This window comes from Streptomyces sp. NPDC057486, from assembly GCF_042802415.1.
GTDB lineage: Bacteria > Actinomycetota > Actinomycetes > Streptomycetales > Streptomycetaceae > Streptomyces > Streptomyces yanii.
The window spans coordinates 1-18194 of record NZ_JBHVEE010000130.1; the positions used below are offsets into that span (position 1 = coordinate 1).

Here is an 18194-nt window from a genome sequence, read left to right on the forward strand (position 1 = left end):
CGCCAAGACCGCCCCGCACCCAAACCCACCCCGCTACAATCCCCACACCCAAGCCGTTGACCAGCAGTAATGGAAAAGTACGGCTGGAGTACTAGCCGCTGGGGCTGCGAGCGCAGCGCGAGGTGCCCGCCCCGATCGTGAGTGGCCGGGTACCTCGCCGCGCGCACTGTGCCCGCCACATGCGCCGAGGCACCCGGCCGTCCCCATGCCTCGGCGGTCCGTGGCGGGCCGGACGCTCGTATCAGCCTGGGAGGATCAGCCCCTTGCGTGCTGTTGAAGAGTGGCTGCCAGGAGATGGGAGTCGAGCAGGGAGACGTCTGCCGTCCTGTCCGCCCGTGCATAGCCGGCCAGCATCCGTTTGGTCAGGACGAGTGCTTCGGGCGAGCGTCGGACGAGGGGCCTGGTCCAGGAATCGATCACCTTGTCCAGCTGGTCGAGTGGGGCGGTCCGGTGGAGCAGACCGATACGGTGGGCCGTGTCGGCGTCGAAGACGTCGCAGGTGAGCATGAGCTCGCGAATCCTGGACGTGCCGGCCTCGGAGACCAGGCGTCCCATCGCCCCGCCCCATGCCGGCGGTAGCCCTATGCCGACCTCCGGCATGCGAAAGCGGCTGGTGTCGGCACCGGCGCGCAGATCGCAGAAGGAGGCGAGGGCCAGACCCGCGCCGATGACCCGCCCGTGCAACCGGGCGATGGTGACGGCGTGAGTGTTCTCCAGGGCCTGGCACAGGCGGTGCGCCTTGTCGGCGATGCGCCGCAGATTTACTCCGGACGGATCGGCGGCCAGTGCCTCCTGGTACTCGTTGCGGTCGGCACCCAGGCAGAAGTCCGTACCCAGTGACGACAGCGTCAGGATCCGGACGTCGGGTCTCTCGTGGAGGTCGTCGAGCAGGGTGGTGAGGTCGTCGAGGACTGCGGCGTCCAACGTGTCGTCCTGTCCCCAGGGGTTGAGGCGGACATGCAGTACGGGGCCGTCCTGCTCAGCACGTATCGCCTTGGGAGCGGTCCGGGCGCGTACGGGAGTGGGGATCGATTCGGTCATGCGAAGGCTACGTCCAGGTTCAGCAGGCGTCGGAACGCCACACGGGGCGCCATCGACGGGGGGCGTACGAGGGTGAGGCGGGGAAGGCGACGGATCAGTTGACGGAGAAGGGTCTGGGCTTCGAGGCGGGCCAGCGGCGCGCCGAGGCAGTAGTGGATGCCGCCACTGAATGCGAGGTGGCCGGGCGTGCGTTCGGGGTCGAACCGGTCCGGGTCGCTGTGTCTGGCCGGGTCTCGGTGCGCCGCTCCGACCATGAGGTGGACCATCTCGTCGCGGCGGACCTCGATGCCTCCCAGCACGGAGTCCTGCGAGGCGACCCTGCTGATCACGTGTGTGGGCGGGTCGTAGCGGAGCGTCTCCTCCACGAACCCCGGTACGAGGTCCGGGTTGTCGGCGACCATGTCCCAGCGTTCCGGGCTTTCGACGAGCCGGAGTGTCATCGTCGAGAGGAGGGTCGCGGTGGTCTCCAGGGCGGCAAGCAGGACGAACAGCACCAGGAAGTAGACCGCCTCGTCGGCCTTGTCCTGGTCGGGCTCGATCGCGTCCCACGTCTGGATCCATCGGGTGATGGGGTCATCACCGGGGTGGGAGCGCCGATCACGCACCAGGTCCGTGAAATAGGTGCGGAGTTCGGCTGTGGCCGCGTCGGACAATGCCAGTTGGCTGGCCGACGGCAGCAGCTCCTGGGTGAATACCTGATCATGTGTCAACTGTCTGAGTCTGGGCCAGTCGGCCTGCGGCAGCCCGAGCCAGTCGCCTATGGTGGCCACCGGCAACTCCTCGCAGACAAGCTCCGAGAAGTCCGCCTCGCCGGTACGTATTCGCTCCCTGAAGGCGTCGAGGAGCCGATCCGCGGTCCGGGTCACATTGCGGCCGATGCGCTCCACAGTGGCTCGGTCGAAGGTGCCCGCCGCCCGTCTCACCTTGGTGTGGTCCGGTGGGTTGAGCGCGGCGAGTGTGTTGCTCATCTCGCGTGAGGAGGGTGCGTTCCAGCGTGTCCCGGGCCCCTGGCGCTCCCGCCATCTCTTGTCGGGCTCCAGCCATTGCCGGCTGCGCAGAACCTGGTCGCAGGCGGCGAAGCCCGTCACGACGGAGCCGCCCCAGGGGGCGGGCACCACCTCGCCCCGGGAGAGGAGCTCGGCGTATATCGGGAAGGGGTCGGCCTGCCCTCTGGCCGTCCGCAGACGGGAGAAGAGGGAGGCGGACGCCCGGCGGTCGTACGACGGAGTTGTGGCAACGCCCATGGTGGCGGCTCCTTTCTGAGAACCGCCGCCATGCATACCCACAAGATCGTTAAAGCATCCACTACCCCTGAGTACTCAAAAGGTTACTAAAATCACTCTTGCCTCACTCGCCCCTGGTCCACGCCAGGAAGCGGCTGAACAGGCCGCCCTTGGGCTGCGGCGCGACACCGGCGTTCGCATGCGAGGGTGCGGCGGTGGAGGGCGAGGAGGCGGCTGTCTGCTGCTGGGACATCTGGCCCGCGTTCGATCCGGCCGACTCGGCTGCCTGGGGAACGGCCCTCGGGGTGAAGCGGATCGGGAGGGTGACCAGCGAGCGGCTCCACGGGCTCGGCGTCCAGGTGAGTGCCTTGAACGGGACACGCATCTCGACGTCTGGAAGCCGGTTGAGCAGGGCTTCGACGGCAGTCACGGCAATCATGAAAGCCGGGTCCTTGGCGGGGCAGGCGTGCGGGCCCGCTCCGAATGCCAAGTGCGCCTTGGCACTGAGCTTTTCGCGGTGCTCGGTCAGCTTCGGGTCGGTGTTGGCCCCGGCGAATGAGATCAGGATCGGGTCGTTGGCCCGGACCACTCTGTCGCCGATCTCGACGTCGTGAGTCGGGTAGTGGGCCGCGTAGTTGGCGATCGGCGCGAAGTTCCAGAGGGTCTGGGAGACCGCGTCCTCGACCGGAAGGCCGGCCTGCCATTCCTCTCCGAGGTACAGGGCGCTACTGGTGCCGATGGTCGCGGCCAGCGGCGCGGTGCCACCGGAGAGCAGGGTGACCAGCTGGTGCAGCACCTCTTCGTCGCTCAGCTGCGCCGGGTGCCCCATCAGACGCGTCGTGAGGTCGGCTGCCGGGCGCCGCCGCTTGAGGGCGATCAGCTCGGTGAGCGCCCCGCCGAGCACCTCGTCGGCCCCGGGTGTGCCCTCGAAGATGCCACTGATCCCGGCGATCACGCGGTCGCCGATCTCGGGCGGGCAGCCGAACAGGTTACTGAAGACCAGCAGAGGCAGCGGCTGGGCGTACTCGGCCATCAGCTCTGCCTGGCCGCGGATGTCGGTACTGAACTGGCTGATCAGGTAGGAGGCGGACTGCTGTGTCTGCCTGATGAGCTGGTGCTCGTTGACCGTGGCGAGACTATCGGTAACGGCCTGACGCAGTCGGGCATGTGCCGCACCGTCACTGAAGAGCGCGTTGGGGCGGTAACCCATCATGGGCAGTGCCGGGCTGTCGGCCGGGACGCGCCCTTCGTTGAGGGCGTTCCAGCGGCGGGAGTCGCGCACGAAGGAGGCGGGGTTCTGCAGGACGTACAGAGCGGCGTCGTAGCTGGTGACGAGCTCGGCCTGGACGTCGGGGGCGATGTCCACGGGCGCACTGGGACCGAACGATCGCAGCTGTGCGTAGTGGCTGTCGGGGTCGGCTCCGAACGCGGGGCCGTACATCTGGACGTTCCCGTGCGCGGGGCAGCCGGGAGGTATCTCCTGCGGCTCAAGTGGCTGTTGCATTCCTGCGCTCCTAGCCGAGTTGGGACATGAGGTGTTTCACGAGGGTGATGAGGGCCTGTGCCGAGGAGTTCTCGTCCCGTACGTCGCACTCCACGACAGGGGTCTCGGCGGTGAGGTTCAGCGCCTCGCGCACCTCGTCGAGCGGGTAGTTCGTGGTGCCGTCGAAGTGGTTCACGGCGATGGCGTACGTCAGGCCGAAACGTTCGACGAGGTCCAGGACGGGGAAGGACTCGTGCAGTCGCTCCGGGTCGACTAGGACCAGCGCGCCCAGGGCGCCCCGGGAGAGTTCCTCCCACATCTCTTTGAAGCGCTCCTGGCCGGGCGTTCCGAAGAGGTAGAGCACCAGGGTGTCGCTCAGGGTGAGCCGACCGAAGTCCATGGCGACGGTGGTGGTCTTCTTGTGGGGTGTGCCCGACAGGTCATCGAAGCCCACGCTGGCCTCGGTGATCTCTTCCTCGGTCCGTAGGGGCTCGATCTCGGAGAGACTGCCGATGCAGGTGGTCTTGCCGACCCCGAAGTGCCCCACTATGAGGATCTTCACCGCGTGGGAGACATCTGGATCCAGGTACACGCGTTACGCTCCGAATCGATTCTTCAGGCCCTCGAGCACGGCGCTGACCAGTTCTTTGTCGACACGTTCGGCGCGCGGTATCGGTCTCCTCACGAGGATGAGATTGTCCTCCTCCAACTGCGCCAGCAGGATGCGGACGATGCCCAGGGGCAGGTGCGTGTGCCCTGCCACCTCGGCCACGGACAGGAAGCCGTTCGCGACCAGGTCCATGACCTGCCCCGATTCCGGGGACAGCGTGCGCGCCGCGACGGGTCCGTCCTCTGCCGCCACCGTCACGAGTGTCGTGTGCTCGTATTCGTGGTCCGGGGGCAGTGCTCGTCCATTCGTTATCACGAAGAGGGGGACTAATGGAGACGTCAGTTCCAGCTCTTCATCCTGTTCGGGTCCGTCAGGCATGGCCTGTCCCCTTCCCCGGTGTCGCCGCCGCGGTCAGTCTGGGAACCACTTCGTGCAGACGTGTGGTGAACTCCTCTATGTCGCAGTCGTGTTCGGCGGCAGCGGCCAGGAAGGCGCCAGGACCGGCCGCCATCAGGAAGATCCAGCCGTGCTGGAACTCGATGACCGTCTGACGCCATTCCGCGTCCTCGAGGACCCCCGCAAACTGGGAGGTAACCCGGCTGTAGGCGTGAATGCCCGTCATGGCCGCGGAGATCGTGTCCGCGAGGTCGCGGCTCATCCCGCTGGTCGCCCCGCGGGGAAGGCCGTCCGATCCCAGCAGCACCGCGTGGCGGGCACCCTTGACCTCGGAAATCACCTGGTCGAGCTCGACCAGGACGAATCCCGCGTCACCGGAGCTCTGCTGCCGGGGGGTTCTCCCCCTCGCACCTCCGGCGTCCCCGGCGCTCACCCTCGGCGGCGAGGTGAGGTTGTTGCCCAGCCGGGCGACAAGGCGGTGCATGCGGAAGGAAATCTGCTGCATGTCCACATCGGGCGCGGCTGCGGCGGCGAGGTAGGCGCCCTGCCCTGCCCCGATCAGGAAGCTCCAGCCATGCGAGAACTCGATGATGGTCTGGTTCCACTGCCGGTCCTCCTCCGGTCCGGCGAAGTGGGCTGCCGCCCGGCTGAGCGACTGCATCCCGGCCATGGCGGCGGAGATGGTGCGCACATCCTTCTCGGCCAGGCCTTCGGTCGCGCCGCGTGGAAGGCCGTCCGCGGACAGCAGGACGGCGTGGCGTGCGCGGGGCACGTTGTGCACGATGTCCTCGAGCATCCACGACAGGTCTGCGGTCATGCGTCTTCGGATCCTTCGAACGAGGTGGCGTCAAGGTTGCGGCCGGAGAGCGTGCCGCGCTGGAAGGCCCCCAGGCTGCGCCCGGAAGCGCGGCTTGTCTCCCCCGGGGTCCGCGGCGCCGGCGAGATGGTGTCGGGATCGGGGACGCTCGCGATGGCCGCCTGGCGTGTGCCGCGCTTGGGCAGACCGTTCAGCGTGCGCGACGTCGCGCTCTGGGGCCGGCTCTCGGTGGCGCGCCGGATATTGCTGACCGGAGCCTCCTGGGCGGGCGGCATCTCCTCCATGGTCCACAGCTCCTCGGGCAAGAGGACGACGGCCCTGACGCCGCCGTATCGGGAGACTCCGGTGACGTCCACCTTGAAACCGTGCTGACGCGCGATCAGGCCGACGACCGGGAAGCCGAACTTCGGCTGAGTTCCGAGTTGCGACAGACGGGGGGCGACTTCTCCGGAGAGCAGCGCGGTCGCCCGCTGCCGCTCTTCGTCGTTCATGCTGACACCGGCGTCGTCGATGACGATGCACAGGTTGTTCTGGACGCGCTGGAAGGTCACCTCGATCGGCGCGTCGTGCTGCGAGAAGCTGGCCGCGTTGTCAAGCAGCTCCGCCACGGCGAGGGCGACGGGCGCGACCGCGGACGCCTTCAGGGCGAGACCGGCCTGCTGCATGATGGCGACCCGGTGGAAGTTGCGGATCTGGCCCTGGGCACTGCGCACCACGTCGTAGACGCTGGCGGGCCTGTTGCGACGGCCGAGCGGCGCACCGCACATGACGGCGATGCCCTGAGCCTTGCGCGCCATCTGGGCGTTGGCGTGGTTGACGTCCAACAGGTCGCTGAGGACGGCGTGTCCGCCGTATTTGTGCTGGATGCCGTCCAGAAGTGTCGTCTGCTCGGCGGCGAGGCTCTGCAGGAAGCTGGCGGCACCCTTGAGGACGGCCTTGGTGTTCTCCTCCGCCGCTTCCTTGGCTTCGCGGAGCGTGGCGTCCTGCTCGTTCCGGAACCTCTGCAGCTCGGCGCGCGCTGAGTGCAGGTGGCTGTCCGACGTGAGGAGCTCGCGCCTCAGTTCGGCCTCGGTATGCTGCTTCTTCGCCCCCAGTGCTCTGTTGCGGGCGACGAGTGCCAAGACCGCGACCACGGCTATCGCCGCCACCGCAACCAAGCACCACACAAGTGCGTCTCGATTCATGGAAACCTTTCCCGGCGCATGGCATGCGGACGGCTGCGGATATACCTCGCGAGGACCCGCAACACAGCTGATCGGCACGGTTCACCTGCTGTTACACGGAGAGCATGCTGCCGATCACAAATCAGCATCTGCGTCAAATGGATCAAGATCACAGATGCCGGGATGCTATCACCGGATCTTCGCCTCCTCGGACGCCTGCCATGGCGTCGCATACGCCCAACACAGCTGCCGCAGCAGCGGGTTGGCATGACCTTTCGACCACGTATCTGCCATCTGCCACTTCTCTCGCCACCGATCCGTCAATCGGTTCTTCATAAGTGGAGTGACAATCTCTCACATCGATCTGAGGCACCGTCAACCGGACCCTTGAAGGACCTCTTCGGCAGGTGGCGGCACCCAGTTCATGGGTGCCGGGCGCGTGTTGTAGCCTCGGCGGGAGGGCGCCCGCGCAGACGCCCGGGGATCCCTGGATGCACCCGGCACTTTCCGCACAAGCCGGTTCGCTCGGCAACGATCCCGTGCCCGAGTCACCGAGCAGAGGCGAGGGTGAGGTCCGACCCAGTGCTCCGCCACTCACACTGGCGGATGATTCTCGCGCGATGCTCGGAACCTTTCGGTGAGCGCACCGGTGGCTGTTTCGCCCTGAGGTGGCCATCCCGCCGCCCGAGGAGTTCGCCCACCCTCTGCGTCCCCGCGAAGCGGTGTTCCTGTGAGCACCCCGGCGGGCTACTTCGACGACCCCTACACGGGCGCGCAGTTGGCGGAGCGGCTCGCTCGTGAGCCCGGACTTCTTCTGCGGGCCGATCACAGCGATGAGGACTTCGTCCTCCAGTCCTCAACTGAACGGTGTTGGCGCTGGGTGGGACCGTGTCGCTGCCGGAGGGGCGACGAGATGGGCGGCGACGGCCTCGGCGAGGGCCTGGCGGAGGTGTCCTGGGCAGGTGCGGGCAGCAGCGGGAAGCTCGGTCCGGTCGGTGATCTTCCCGGCAACGTCAGCAGGTCGGCCGATTCGTACGGGCCACCGCGGCCTGGATCGATGGCGCTACCGAACAGACCGCGAAGTGGGACGTCGGCGCCGTGCTCGGTGTCGTCGCGGACGCGGCCGGCGAAGACCTCACCCGTCGCACCCTGCTGCAGCTGCCCGCGGGCTACGAGCTCCTCTTCGGCTGCCCCGAGCCGACCTGAGCATAGGCGGAGAACGGTGTGCCGAGCCGTACCCCGGGGCAGATGTGGGAGGCCGACGGCGAGCGCATGAGCGCGCCCCCTCAGGCGCCCATCGCCTCCGCCGCCTCCCGGGTGATCCGCTCGAACTCGGCGCCCATGGCCGCCGCCAGTGCCTGCGCGGCCGACATGGGGCGAACCATCACCATGAAGTCGTCGATCTTGCCGTCCTCGTCGAAGTGCAGGAAATCGCAGCCGTTGATCTCCCGGTCGCCAACCTTCGCCTTGAAGACGAGGGCGTGGTCGCGGCCGTTGGCTCCCGCTATCTCCCGTACGTAATGGAAGTCGGTGAAGACTCGCGAGACTCCACGCAGGATCGACGCGGTGATCGCCTTCCCGGGGTACGGCTTGAACGCCACAGGGCTGGTGAACACGACATTCTCGGCCAGCAGAGCCTCTATCGCGGCGTGGTCCTCGGCCTCGACCGCCTTGTGGAAGGGGTGCATCCCAGCCACCTCTCATAGGCAAATAGTTGATTAGGTGCGGATGTTAGGCTGCTGTCATGGCATTGCGCAATGCGGTACTCGCGGCACTTCTGGACGGCGAGGCCTCCGGGTACGACCTGGCCAAGGGATTCGACGCCTCGGTGGCCAATTTCTGGATGGCGACCCCACAGCAGCTGTACCGGGAGCTCGACCGGATGGAGTCCGACGGCCTGATCGAGGCCCGGCTCGTCGAGCAGGTGCGGCGTCCCAACAAGCGGCTGTTCTCCCTGACGGAGGCCGGACGCCAGGCCCTCCGCCACTTCACCGCCGAGCTGCCCAGGCCCACGGCCATCCGCGACGAGCTGATGGTCAAGGTGCACGCCATGGACGAAGGCGACCCCGACGCCGTGCGCGCGGCCATCGCCGAGCGGATGGAGTGGGCCAGGGCCAAGCTCGCCCGCTACGACCGGCTCCGCGACCGCCTGCTCGACGGGCGGACGGAGCAGGAGCACCTGGCTCATGCCGAGCGCATCGGCCCCTACCTCACCCTCATGCGGGGCCGGACCTTCGAGCAGGAGAACGTCACATGGGCCGAGCAGGCCCTGCGCGCCCTGGAACAGCGCACCGGCGTGTCCCGCTAGTGCTGCGACCGGAAAGGTTTGCCGGGAAGCCCGTGGCGTCCGGTGCGGTGCATCGCAAGGCGGAGGATCGCCCTCGTGCTGGACGTGCGTACCCGGGTCATGCGACAACGCAGCGGGGTGCCGTGCCGGGCGTCGCGAGCCGGTGAACTTTCCGGTCGCAGCACTGGGTCCTCCGGACGTCGCGCGCCGACGAAGATCGGCCGGGCAGGGGTCCACCGGTGGGGACATCAGCGACGACCGGCGGAGCGTCACCCCGCGCGCGCTGCCCGCCACGCGCGGAAGCCCTGTGTGGCGGCGTCGAGCAGGCGGCCGGGGCGCGTGAGTGCGCCCGGCCCGTGCAACGGCCCGGATCCGTCGTCATTCCCCACGCCGCGCCGGTCCGCCGACGGCTGATCGAGGTGGCGCGCTCGAGGTGGGCCCGGGCTGTTACCGTTGCTCGGATCCCATCATCTTCATTTGCCCGTTCTTGCGGTTTGCCGGCTTCTGCGCCTGCCGGGAATTCCTCGATACGTGCCGCACATCGAGGAAGGCTCGCCATGAAGCACCCAGCTCGCACGGACACCCCGCAGGACGGATCCGCCCTGGCGGAGACGATCACCCCGGCCCTGCCGGCAGTCGCGTCGTTCGCCGATCTGGATCTTCCGCCCGCCCTGCTGAGGACGCTCACCGACCTCGGCGTGAACCACCCGTTCCCGATCCAGGCGGCCACGCTGCCCAATTCCCTCGCGGGCCGGGACGTCCTGGGCCGGGGCCGCACCGGATCGGGCAAGACCCTCGCTTTCGGTCTGGCTCTGCTCACGCGGATCGCGGGCCGGCGCGCGGAGCCGAAGCAGCCGCTCGGGCTGATCCTCGTACCGACCCGGGAGCTGGCCCAGCAGGTCGGCGAGGCGCTCACCCCGTACGCCCGGGAGCTGAAGCTGCGGATGGTCACGGTGGTCGGCGGCATTTCGATCGGCAGGCAGGCCGGCGAACTGCGGGCCGGGGCCGAGGTCGTCGTCGCGACTCCCGGACGCCTGCACGACCTCATCGAGCGCAAGGACTGTCGCCTGGACCGGGTGCGCATCACCGTCCTGGACGAGGCCGACCAGATGTGTGACATGGGCTTCCTGCCCCAGGTCACCGAGCTTCTCGACCAGGTGCGCCCCGACGGCCAGCGGATGCTGTTCTCCGCCACATTGGACCGCGACGTCGACCTCCTGGTCAGCCGCTACCTCCACGACCCGGTGGTCCACTCGGTCGACCCGTCGGCAGGAGCGGTGACGACGATGGAACACCATGTACTGACCGTCCACGGCGCCGACCGGTACGCCGTCACGACCGAGATCGCGGCTCGGGACGGACGAGTGCTCCTGTTCCTGGACACCAAACACGCGGTCGACCAGTTGACCAAGCATCTGCGGGCCAGCGGTGTCCGCGCTGCCGCGCTGCACAGCGGCAAGTCCCAACCCCAGCGCACGCGCACCCTTGCGCAGTTCAAGAACGGTCAGGTCACCGCGCTCGTGGCCACCAATGTCGCCGCCCGGGGCCTGCATGTGGACGACCTCGACCTGGTGGTCAACGTCGATCCGCCCAGCGACCACAAGGACTATCTGCACCGGGCCGGTCGCACCGCCCGTGCCGGTGAATCCGGCAGCGTCGTCACCCTGGTCCTCTCGAACCAGCGTCGCGACATGAGCCGGCTGATGGCCGACGCCGGTATTACGCCGAAGATCACCAAGGTGCGTTCGGGCGAGGCGGAACTGAGCCGGATCACCGGTGCACGTGTCCCGTCCGGCCTTCCTCTCGACGGCGGTCCTGCCGCGGCGCGTCCCGCCGGCGGCCACGCCCCCTTCCGGGGCATGGGCACGGCCCGGGGTGAGTCCGGCCGCGCCGCCGGCGGGTCCCGCCGTGGAGGCGAGGCCCGCAAGATGGCCGAGGCCCGCAAAGCCGCACGGGTGCGCCGCGGCTCGTAACGACGCCGGGACGGGGGAGCGGACGGACGCCGGACAACGACCGGCTGAATGCGTGTGCCGAATCGGCGGAACATCGCGGCGTTCCGGTCGGCCCCGAGCCGCGCCCCGTCCCGACCGGCACGGCCACGCCGGAGGCGCTCATGCCGCCAGAGGTCTGTCCTCCGGTGCGATGGGGGCAGGCAGCACGGTGGAGCCACTCAGGTACCGGTCCGTCGCGGCTGCGGCGGACCGGCCCTCCGCGATGGCCCACACCACAAGGGACTGGCCACGCCCTGCGTCACCGGCGATGAAGACCCCGTCCGTCCTGGTGGGGACCGTCCGCTCGGCCTGCTCGGCCTGCTCGGCAGTGAAGGCGGAACTCCGGGCGAAGTTCCCCCGCTCGTCCAGGGTGAGCCCGAGCTGCTTCATGAGACCGGTGCCCCGTTCGGGACCGTAGAAGCCGAGGGCCAGCAGGACCAGATCCGCCGGGATCAGATGCTCGGTGCCCGGCCGCGGCCTTCTGACGACGGGCTCCACCTTCGCCAGGCGCAGTCCGCGCACGTGGCCGGCCCCGTCCCCTTCGAAACGGAGGGTGGCGGAGGCGAAGACTCTCGGATCCGCGCCCTTCCGCCCCCGGGCCTCCTCATGGGCGTGGGAGATCCGATAGACCTTCGGATATGTGGGCCACGGTTCGGTGTCCCGCCGGGTCTCGCCGGGCTCCGGATTGATATCCAGCTGCACCACGGAGCTCGCGCCCTGGCGCAGGGCGGTGCCGAGACAGTCCGATCCGGTGTCCCCGCCGCCGATGATCACGACGTGCTTGCCCTCGGCGGTGACAGGAGGCGAGACGTAGTCGCCCTCCCTCACCCGGTTCGCGAGGGTCAGATAGTCCATGGCCTGATGAATGCCGGCCAGCTCGCGACCGGGGACGGGCAGCTCACGTTGTCCCCTGGCTCCTATGGCGACGACCACCGCGTCATGGCGTCTTCTGAGTTCGGCGGCGTCGAGATCGCTGCCGACGTCCACCCCCGTACGGAACTTGGTTCCCTCGGCCCGCATCTGCTCGATGCGGCAGTTCAGATGGTGCTTCTCCATCTTGAACGCGGGGATTCCGTAGCGCAGCAGCCCGCCGATGCGGTCCGCCCGCTCGTAGACGGCGACGGTGTGACCGATGCGGGTGAGCTGCTGCGCTGCCGCCAGTCCGGCGGGTCCGGAGCCGATGACGGCGACAGTCTTCCCGCTGAGCCGCTCCGGCGGTTGTGGTGTCGCGTACCCGCGCGCCCAGATCTGGTCGGCGATCGCCTGTTCGACGTTCTTGATCGTCACTGGATCGGCATTGATGGTCAGCACGCACGCGTCCTCGCACGGCGCCGGGCACAGCCGCCCGGTGAACTCCGGGAAGTTGTTCGTTGCGTGCAGGCGCTCGGCGGCGGCCCGCCAGTCGCCCCGTGCCGCGTAGGCGTTCCACTCGGGGATGAGGTTTCCCAGCGGGCATCCGTGGTGGCAGAAGGGTATGCCGCAGTCCATGCAGCGTCCTGCTTGCTCGGACACGAGTGGAAGGCGTGGCTGGCCCGCGTAGACCTCGTCCCAGTCGCTCAGCCGTTCATCGACCGGGCGTGCCGGGGCGGGCCGACGGGGAACTTTGAGGAAGCCGAAAGGGTCGGTCATGCGCCGCCTCCGTCGCCCCTTGCGGTGTATCGGCGTTTCGGCCAGCCTACGCCTGCTTTCTACCGCTTTCATCGGCCTGTCGACTCCGGGAACCGTGCGGGCGGACCTGCCCGGCTCCTGTGATCAGGTCGGCGGCCGAGGACTGTTCCCAGCAGTGTGCATGAGTGAGTCCTGGACCCACTGTTGCGCACTGGGCGCATCCCGAACGGTGTTGGATGCGCTGGGTTCCCGCGTTCGCGCCCCGTTCGGCGACGGCCCTCCAGGGGGCCGGCCGAGGAGGTGCGGCTCCTGAACGAGATGGCCGCGCAACGTGGCCGACCGGCGGGCACGCCACGGGTGCGCGCCGACATGCGGCCCGTGCTGTACGTGGCGGCCGCCACCGTACGCGGGGCGAGGTCGCCCGGCACGCTGCCACTCCTGCACCGTCGGCGTACGGTCCGGATTCTGGCCGGCCTCGTCCTGGCGGGCGGAGACGGCTCGTCCTTCGATAGGGTGCCGCTCGACAGTGACAATCCGTGGGGGAGACGTAGGCTGATGAGTGGTCAGCAGCAGGACCGGAGCAGTTCCTCTCAGGTTTTCCAGCCGCTCGGGGGAGACGATCCGACCACCATCGCCGGATACCGGCTGGCCGCCAAGCTCGGCGCGGGCGGCATGGGCAAGGTGTATCTGTCGTACACGCCCGGCGGGCGGCCGGTGGCGATCAAGGTGATCCGCCCCGAATTCGGGGAGGACCCCGAGTTCCGGCGACGGTTCGCCCAGGAGGTCCAGTCTGCGCAGCGGGTGCAGGGCTTGTTCACCGCGCCCGTCATCGACGCCGACACCGACGGTGCGCAGCCCTGGCTGGCCACCGCGTACGTACCGGGCCCGTCGCTCGCCGATGCGGTCGTCGCGCACGGGGCGCTGCCTGTCGAGACGGTACTGCTGCTGATCGCCGGCATGGCCGAGGCCCTGCACGTCATCCACGGCGCGGGCATCGTGCACCGCGATCTCAAGCCGTCCAATGTGTTGCTCGCCGCGGACGGGCCGCGCGTCATCGACTTCGGCATCGCCTACGCCGCCGACGCGACCTCCCTCACCGGCAGCGGCGTGACCATCGGCACCCCGTCGTTCATGGCCCCGGAGCAGGCCGCGGGGCGCAGGGTGACTGCGGCCACCGACATCTTCGCGCTCGGCCAGGTCGCGGCGTATGCGGCGACGGGAACGCCCGCATTCGGTGAGGGGACCTCGCACGGCGTGCTCTACCGGATCGTCCACGAGGAGCCCGACCTCACCGCCGTCCCGGAACGACTGACCGAGCTGGTCACCCGCTGCCTCGCCAAGGATCCCGAGGCCAGGCCGTCGATCACTGAGGTCATCGGGCTCTGCCAGTCCGCGAACGCGGAGACGGTGCTGCGCCGTCCCGAGGACTGGCTGCCGGGCGCGGTCGCCGCCGACATCACCGTACGCACGGCGGCCCCCGCGCCGGTCCAGCCCCCGCCGCCGCCGGCCTCCCTGCCGTCCGCCGCCTACTCGCCCACCACGCCCGTGGCGCCGGCCACTCCGCCCCCGGGTTACGGACCGCCCGCCGCCTACTCGCCCACCACGCCGGTGGCGCCGGCCACCCCGCCCCCGGGTTACGGACCGCCCGCCCCGCAGCCGGCTCCTCAGCAGTACCCCACGCCTGTCCGGGCGCAGGCCCACGCCTACGCCCCTACCCAGGTGCCGGTGCATGCCCAGGTGTACCCCGGACCCTCCATGCACCCGGCGGCCCGGCCGCCGAAGCGGGCGGGCAAGCGGGGCGCGGTCATCGCCATCGCTGCCGCGCTGGTCTTCGGTATCGGGGGTGGTGGCATGGCGTACTTCCTGCTCAATGAAGAGGAGCAGCAGACGCAGGGCAGCGGACCGTCGAACGGTGAGCAGACGGACAGCGGGGACCGGACGGCCGATCAGAAGCCGGATGCGAAGCCCGCCCCGAAGCCCGACCCGAAGCCCGCCGTCTACAAGGGCATCAACCTCACAGCCGGCTACCACCTGACGCTCGGGGACGACGACGTCCGGCCCCAGCAGGGTGAAGACGGCGGGTACGAACTCTCCTACGACACCGGCGGATACCTCGACGCGGAAACCCAGGACGGGAACCTGGTGCTGCTCGATCCGGGGCAGGAGGGTTCGCTCGCTGCCTGCCGCGCGGACACCCGGTACACCAAGAACCTCTATCTGAACAAGCTCTCGAAGGGACGGCAGGTCTGTGTCACCACAGGTACGGGACACATGGGGCTGTTGACGGTCCAGGGCTTCTCGGCCGAGGGTTCACCCAGCACATACATGACTCTGGACGTGACCGTCTGGCGCAACGCCGTCGGTGCCGACTCGGGCAGTTGAGCCTCCGCCGGGTGGCACGTACTCCCTTGACGGGAGGCACGCGACGGCGTCGGCACCCCGAGCCGGTTCACCACCGCGGAGATGTCGGGGGAGGTCAGGACCGTGCGGTCGAGCCGGTCCTCGGGTCTGCGCGGCCCGGTCCAGGCGGCCGCAGCCGCGCCCACGTCCTCGGCCGGACACAACAGGCGGCCTACCGCGTGGATCGGCGCCGATGCACCACTGCGCCGGTCCTGCGGGCGAAGCATTCGCCCGTACCTGACGCACGTCAGCGCGGCATGGAACGCGCGATGCGGAATCCTACGTCGTCGATCCGGAAGGTCGGGTGGCTGCGGCGCCGCACCGAGGCGCGGCAGCTCCAGTGCTCGTCAAACCAGCCACCGCCACGCAGAACCCGATAGCTGCCGTAGACCTCGGCGTCGTAGATGTCCCAGCACCACTCCCATACGTTGCCCAACATGTCGTACATGCCCCACGTGTTGGGCTGCTTGCCACCCACGTCGTGAATCCGCTCGCGGGAGTTGCCGCGGTGCCAGGCGATCTCGTCGAGCTGCCCGTAACGCGCTTCGGCCGTACCGGCACGACATGCGTGTTCCCACTCGGCCTCGGTCGGCAGCCGGTACCCGTCAGCAGATGCGTCCCACTCGATGCCCTCGGCCTCGGTGCGGAGGCGGTAGGCGGCTGCCAACCCCTCCTGCTGGGAAAGGGTGTTGCAGAATCGGACCGCGTCCCACCAGGACACGCCTTCGACGGGCAACCGGTCGCCTTGCGCGCTGCTCGGGCGCTGACCGGTGACCTGCGCATAGTGCGCCTGAGTGATCGGGAACGCCGCCAACCGATAGGGCGCGAGCTCGGTCGACCAGCTCCGCTGCGTTCGCCGGTCCGACAGCGTCACCCGCCCCGGCGGAACGGCGATCAACTCGATTCCCGCGTTCATGTCCACAAGCAGGCGATCATACTGAGGCGTGCTCGTCGTTGCCTCGGAGCTGCCCGCGGGTCGACCTGCGGAATTTCGGGAACCGATGTCGGCCGACACCGGCCCTGCCGGGTAAGGGACTTCAGCTGGACGGCGCACGGCCGTGGGCGGTCGTGCGGCACAGCGCGTGCGGCACAGCGGGGGGGCGGGCTCCGGAGTGGACACGACGCGGCACCACACCGATGAGCGACGGCAGATCGGTGCCCCTCGCTCCCGAGGGCAGTCAAAGAGATGTCGACCGAGGCGATGATCGCGTCGTTCCCGGTTTGCCGAGCACGTTGCGGATGCGAGTGGCCACGTGCAGGTTGAGCCGGGTCTCGACATCGCTGAGATCGTGGTCGGTGATCTCGCGGATGCGCCGGAGGCGGTAGCGCACGGTACTTCGGTGGATCTGGAGAACGTCGGCAGTGGTGTCGTAGCTGCCGCCGCTCTCCAGGTAGCGCGAGAGCGTGGTGACCAAGTCGGTGTGGTGTCGGGCGTCGTACTCCAGAAGAGCTCCGAGCCATTCCCCGACGAAGCGGTCGGTCTCCCGTTCGCCGTCCCCGGTTCCCATCATGCGACAGATGCCGATGTCCTCGAAGCTGGTGCTGCCGTGCGGTTCCGGAGAGCTGCGCCGTACGGTGAGAGCACGGACGGCCCCGTCGTAGGAGTGCGGCAGATCGGTGAAGAGGTCGCAGCGGCTGCCGATGCCGACGGCCCCGGTCGCCGTGCCGAGGTCCTGTGCCACGGCTCGGTACAAGGAATCCCCGGGATCGGGACCCGCCACCAGGACGATGGTGGTGGTCCCGCGGGCACCGATGAGCACATCCAGCCCCAGGCGCTCGGCCGCCCGCGCGACGGCATCGTCCAACGTCACCTCCTCCGCTGCTCCGTCCCACTGCAGCACGGCGATGCGGTGCGGCCCGTGAAGGTCGTGACCGAGGGCGGCCGCATGGACGAACACGCCGTCGGTCGCCTCACCGGAGATCAGCCTTTCGACCAGGTCGTGGCGCAGCCTCGGCTCCAGCTCGGCGAGAGCGCGCTCATGGGAGAGCTCGGGGGCCAGGGCCAGGCCCGTCTCCTCCAGCGCCGCGGTGTCCAGCTTCCCCGCCCGTCGGTCGGGATCCACCAGGGCGACCAGTCCGAGCAGGTCGCCCGACGCCTCGATGGGGACGACCAGTCGGTCTCGGTCGCGGACGGCGCCCTGCCGGCGTCGTACCTGCCGCAGCAACTCGTCCCGGGACCGGTTCGCCGATCCGGGGCGCGATCCGCCGCGGCCGGGGCCTGCCCACGCCCGCAGATTGCCGAAGGGATCCTCGGTCAGTGCGGAGAATCCCGTGTGATCGTGCAGGGCCCGTAGCATCCCCTGTTCACCCTTGCCGGACGCCCCGACACGGGTGAGGGCCCGGTGAAAGGCGTTCTGGTACGAAAGGGCCGAGACGGTGGCGCTGAGATCGACCCCCGGTCCGGGCTCCTCCGCGGTCGGCCACTGTTCCTTCTCGGCGTGGGCTGACTTCTCCCATGGCCAACCCAGTCCCGCGAGTGCGGCTGCGGCCTGCCGGGCGAGGAGCTCGGCGTCGGCGGCCTCCTCGGCCGAGGGAGTGTCCAGCATGCGAACGACGAGGTAGCCCAGACAACGCCCGCGGTGGCGCAGCGCCAATGCCCACAGGCAGTGGCCGTTCCGGTCGTCCCAGCGCCCGCTGCGGCCCTCCAGCGCAGCGATCCACCGGTCGACGCCGTCGGCGGCCGTCGGTTCGTCGTCCGTCACGGCAGGCTCGGCCGCCGTGGCGTTCGCCGGCACGATGCCCGGCGGGGAATGACCGGAGCCGACCGTGGAACACCGGCGACACCGCTGCGCGACGCCGTGGTGAGCCGCATAGGCCGCTTCTGCCGAGAACGGCCCGGTGACGGCGATCGCCGCCATGGCCGCCCACACCACCTCGCGTTCGTCGGTCGCGTCGAACATCGCCGTCGTGAGACGGAGGAACGTGTGCCGGCCGGCCCAGCGCTGAGGGTTCGGGCGCACACCACACACCGTCGACGATCCGGAGCGGACAGCATCCATCGGAGATCCATTCGTGTCTCGACACAGCAGCTCTCCGCCTTTCACGCTACGCCGTCCGGCGCAGAGCCACCTCAGCCGGCCCTGCGGACGCCCTGACCTCACGGGACGGGCGGGCCTGCCCGGATTGGTCCTGCCGGGGCAGGGAAACGGGTGCGCCACCGCGCCACCCTTTCCCC

14 protein-coding genes and 1 pseudogene are annotated in these 18194 nt (G+C 69.2%); 4 read left to right on the forward strand and 11 right to left on the reverse strand.

Going from position 1 to position 18194, the window contains the following annotated elements:
* Positions 1–255: 255 nt before the first annotated feature.
* The 7 genes from ACFU6I_RS38335 to ACFU6I_RS38365 all read right to left on the reverse strand — a co-directional run bounded on the left by ACFU6I_RS38335 (position 256) and on the right by ACFU6I_RS38365 (position 6754).
* A complete protein-coding gene (locus ACFU6I_RS38335) occupies positions 256–1041 on the reverse strand; it encodes an enoyl-CoA hydratase/isomerase family protein (protein WP_384375929.1) in 786 nt (261 codons plus the stop codon).
* Positions 1038–2285 carry a cytochrome P450 gene (locus tag ACFU6I_RS38340; protein WP_384375932.1) on the reverse strand — a complete coding sequence of 416 codons (1248 nt, stop codon included), beginning with the start codon at positions 2283–2285 and terminating at the stop codon, positions 1038–1040. The genes ACFU6I_RS38335 and ACFU6I_RS38340 overlap by 4 nt, the downstream gene beginning before the upstream one ends.
* Positions 2286–2388: 103 nt before the next feature.
* Entirely contained in the window at positions 2389–3768 is a 1380-nt protein-coding gene (locus tag ACFU6I_RS38345; RefSeq protein ID WP_384375936.1) for a cytochrome P450, read from the reverse strand.
* Positions 3769–3778: 10 nt separating this feature from the next.
* Positions 3779–4339, reverse strand: coding sequence for an ATP/GTP-binding protein (locus ACFU6I_RS38350; protein ID WP_384375939.1), 561 nt, complete (start codon positions 4337–4339; stop codon positions 3779–3781).
* Positions 4340–4342: 3 nt separating this feature from the next.
* The gene (locus tag ACFU6I_RS38355) at positions 4343–4735 is read right to left on the reverse strand and encodes a DUF742 domain-containing protein (protein WP_266978030.1); all 393 of its coding nucleotides are present in this window, start codon (positions 4733–4735) and stop codon (positions 4343–4345) included.
* Positions 4728–5570: a roadblock/LC7 domain-containing protein gene (locus ACFU6I_RS38360; RefSeq protein ID WP_384375943.1), complete on the reverse strand. Its 843-nt coding sequence runs from the start codon at positions 5568–5570 to the stop codon at positions 4728–4730. The genes ACFU6I_RS38355 and ACFU6I_RS38360 overlap by 8 nt, the downstream gene beginning before the upstream one ends.
* Positions 5567–6754: an ATP-binding protein gene (locus tag ACFU6I_RS38365; RefSeq protein WP_384375945.1), complete on the reverse strand. Its 1188-nt coding sequence runs from the start codon at positions 6752–6754 to the stop codon at positions 5567–5569. The genes ACFU6I_RS38360 and ACFU6I_RS38365 overlap by 4 nt, the downstream gene beginning before the upstream one ends.
* Before the next feature lie 1005 nt (positions 6755–7759).
* Here ACFU6I_RS38365 and ACFU6I_RS38370 point away from each other — a divergent pair.
* Positions 7760–7939 (forward strand): annotated as a pseudogene (locus ACFU6I_RS38370) (DUF2267 domain-containing protein); the annotation flags it as partial.
* An 80-nt stretch (positions 7940–8019) separates the two neighbouring features.
* On the opposite strand, the gene ACFU6I_RS38375 reads toward ACFU6I_RS38370, so the two are convergent.
* Positions 8020–8421: a nuclear transport factor 2 family protein gene (locus ACFU6I_RS38375; protein ID WP_384375948.1), complete on the reverse strand. Its 402-nt coding sequence runs from the start codon at positions 8419–8421 to the stop codon at positions 8020–8022.
* A gap of 56 nt (positions 8422–8477) precedes the next feature.
* Between ACFU6I_RS38375 and ACFU6I_RS38380 the strand changes: the two genes are divergently transcribed.
* A complete protein-coding gene (locus tag ACFU6I_RS38380) occupies positions 8478–9041 on the forward strand; it encodes a PadR family transcriptional regulator (RefSeq protein WP_384375951.1) in 564 nt (187 codons plus the stop codon).
* Between the two features lie 536 nt (positions 9042–9577).
* Positions 9578–10993: a DEAD/DEAH box helicase gene (locus tag ACFU6I_RS38385; RefSeq protein WP_384375954.1), complete on the forward strand. Its 1416-nt coding sequence runs from the start codon at positions 9578–9580 to the stop codon at positions 10991–10993.
* 138 nt (positions 10994–11131) lie between these two features.
* Here ACFU6I_RS38385 and ACFU6I_RS38390 read toward each other — a convergent pair whose 3' ends face one another.
* Entirely contained in the window at positions 11132–12640 is a 1509-nt protein-coding gene (locus ACFU6I_RS38390) for a glutamate synthase subunit beta (protein ID WP_384375957.1), read from the reverse strand.
* Between the two features lie 534 nt (positions 12641–13174).
* Here ACFU6I_RS38390 and ACFU6I_RS38395 point away from each other — a divergent pair.
* Entirely contained in the window at positions 13175–15001 is a 1827-nt protein-coding gene (locus ACFU6I_RS38395) for a serine/threonine-protein kinase (RefSeq protein ID WP_384375990.1), read from the forward strand.
* Between the two features lie 265 nt (positions 15002–15266).
* Here the strand turns inward: ACFU6I_RS38395 and ACFU6I_RS38400 are convergent, their stop codons facing one another.
* Both ACFU6I_RS38400 and ACFU6I_RS38405 read right to left on the reverse strand, forming a co-directional pair.
* Positions 15267–15935, reverse strand: a complete 669-nt coding sequence (locus tag ACFU6I_RS38400) for a formylglycine-generating enzyme family protein (RefSeq protein ID WP_384375960.1) — start codon at positions 15933–15935, stop codon at positions 15267–15269.
* 262 nt (positions 15936–16197) lie between these two features.
* The gene (locus ACFU6I_RS38405; protein WP_384375963.1) at positions 16198–17979 is read right to left on the reverse strand and encodes a PucR family transcriptional regulator; all 1782 of its coding nucleotides are present in this window, start codon (positions 17977–17979) and stop codon (positions 16198–16200) included.
* Between the last annotated feature and the right edge of the window lie 215 nt (positions 17980–18194).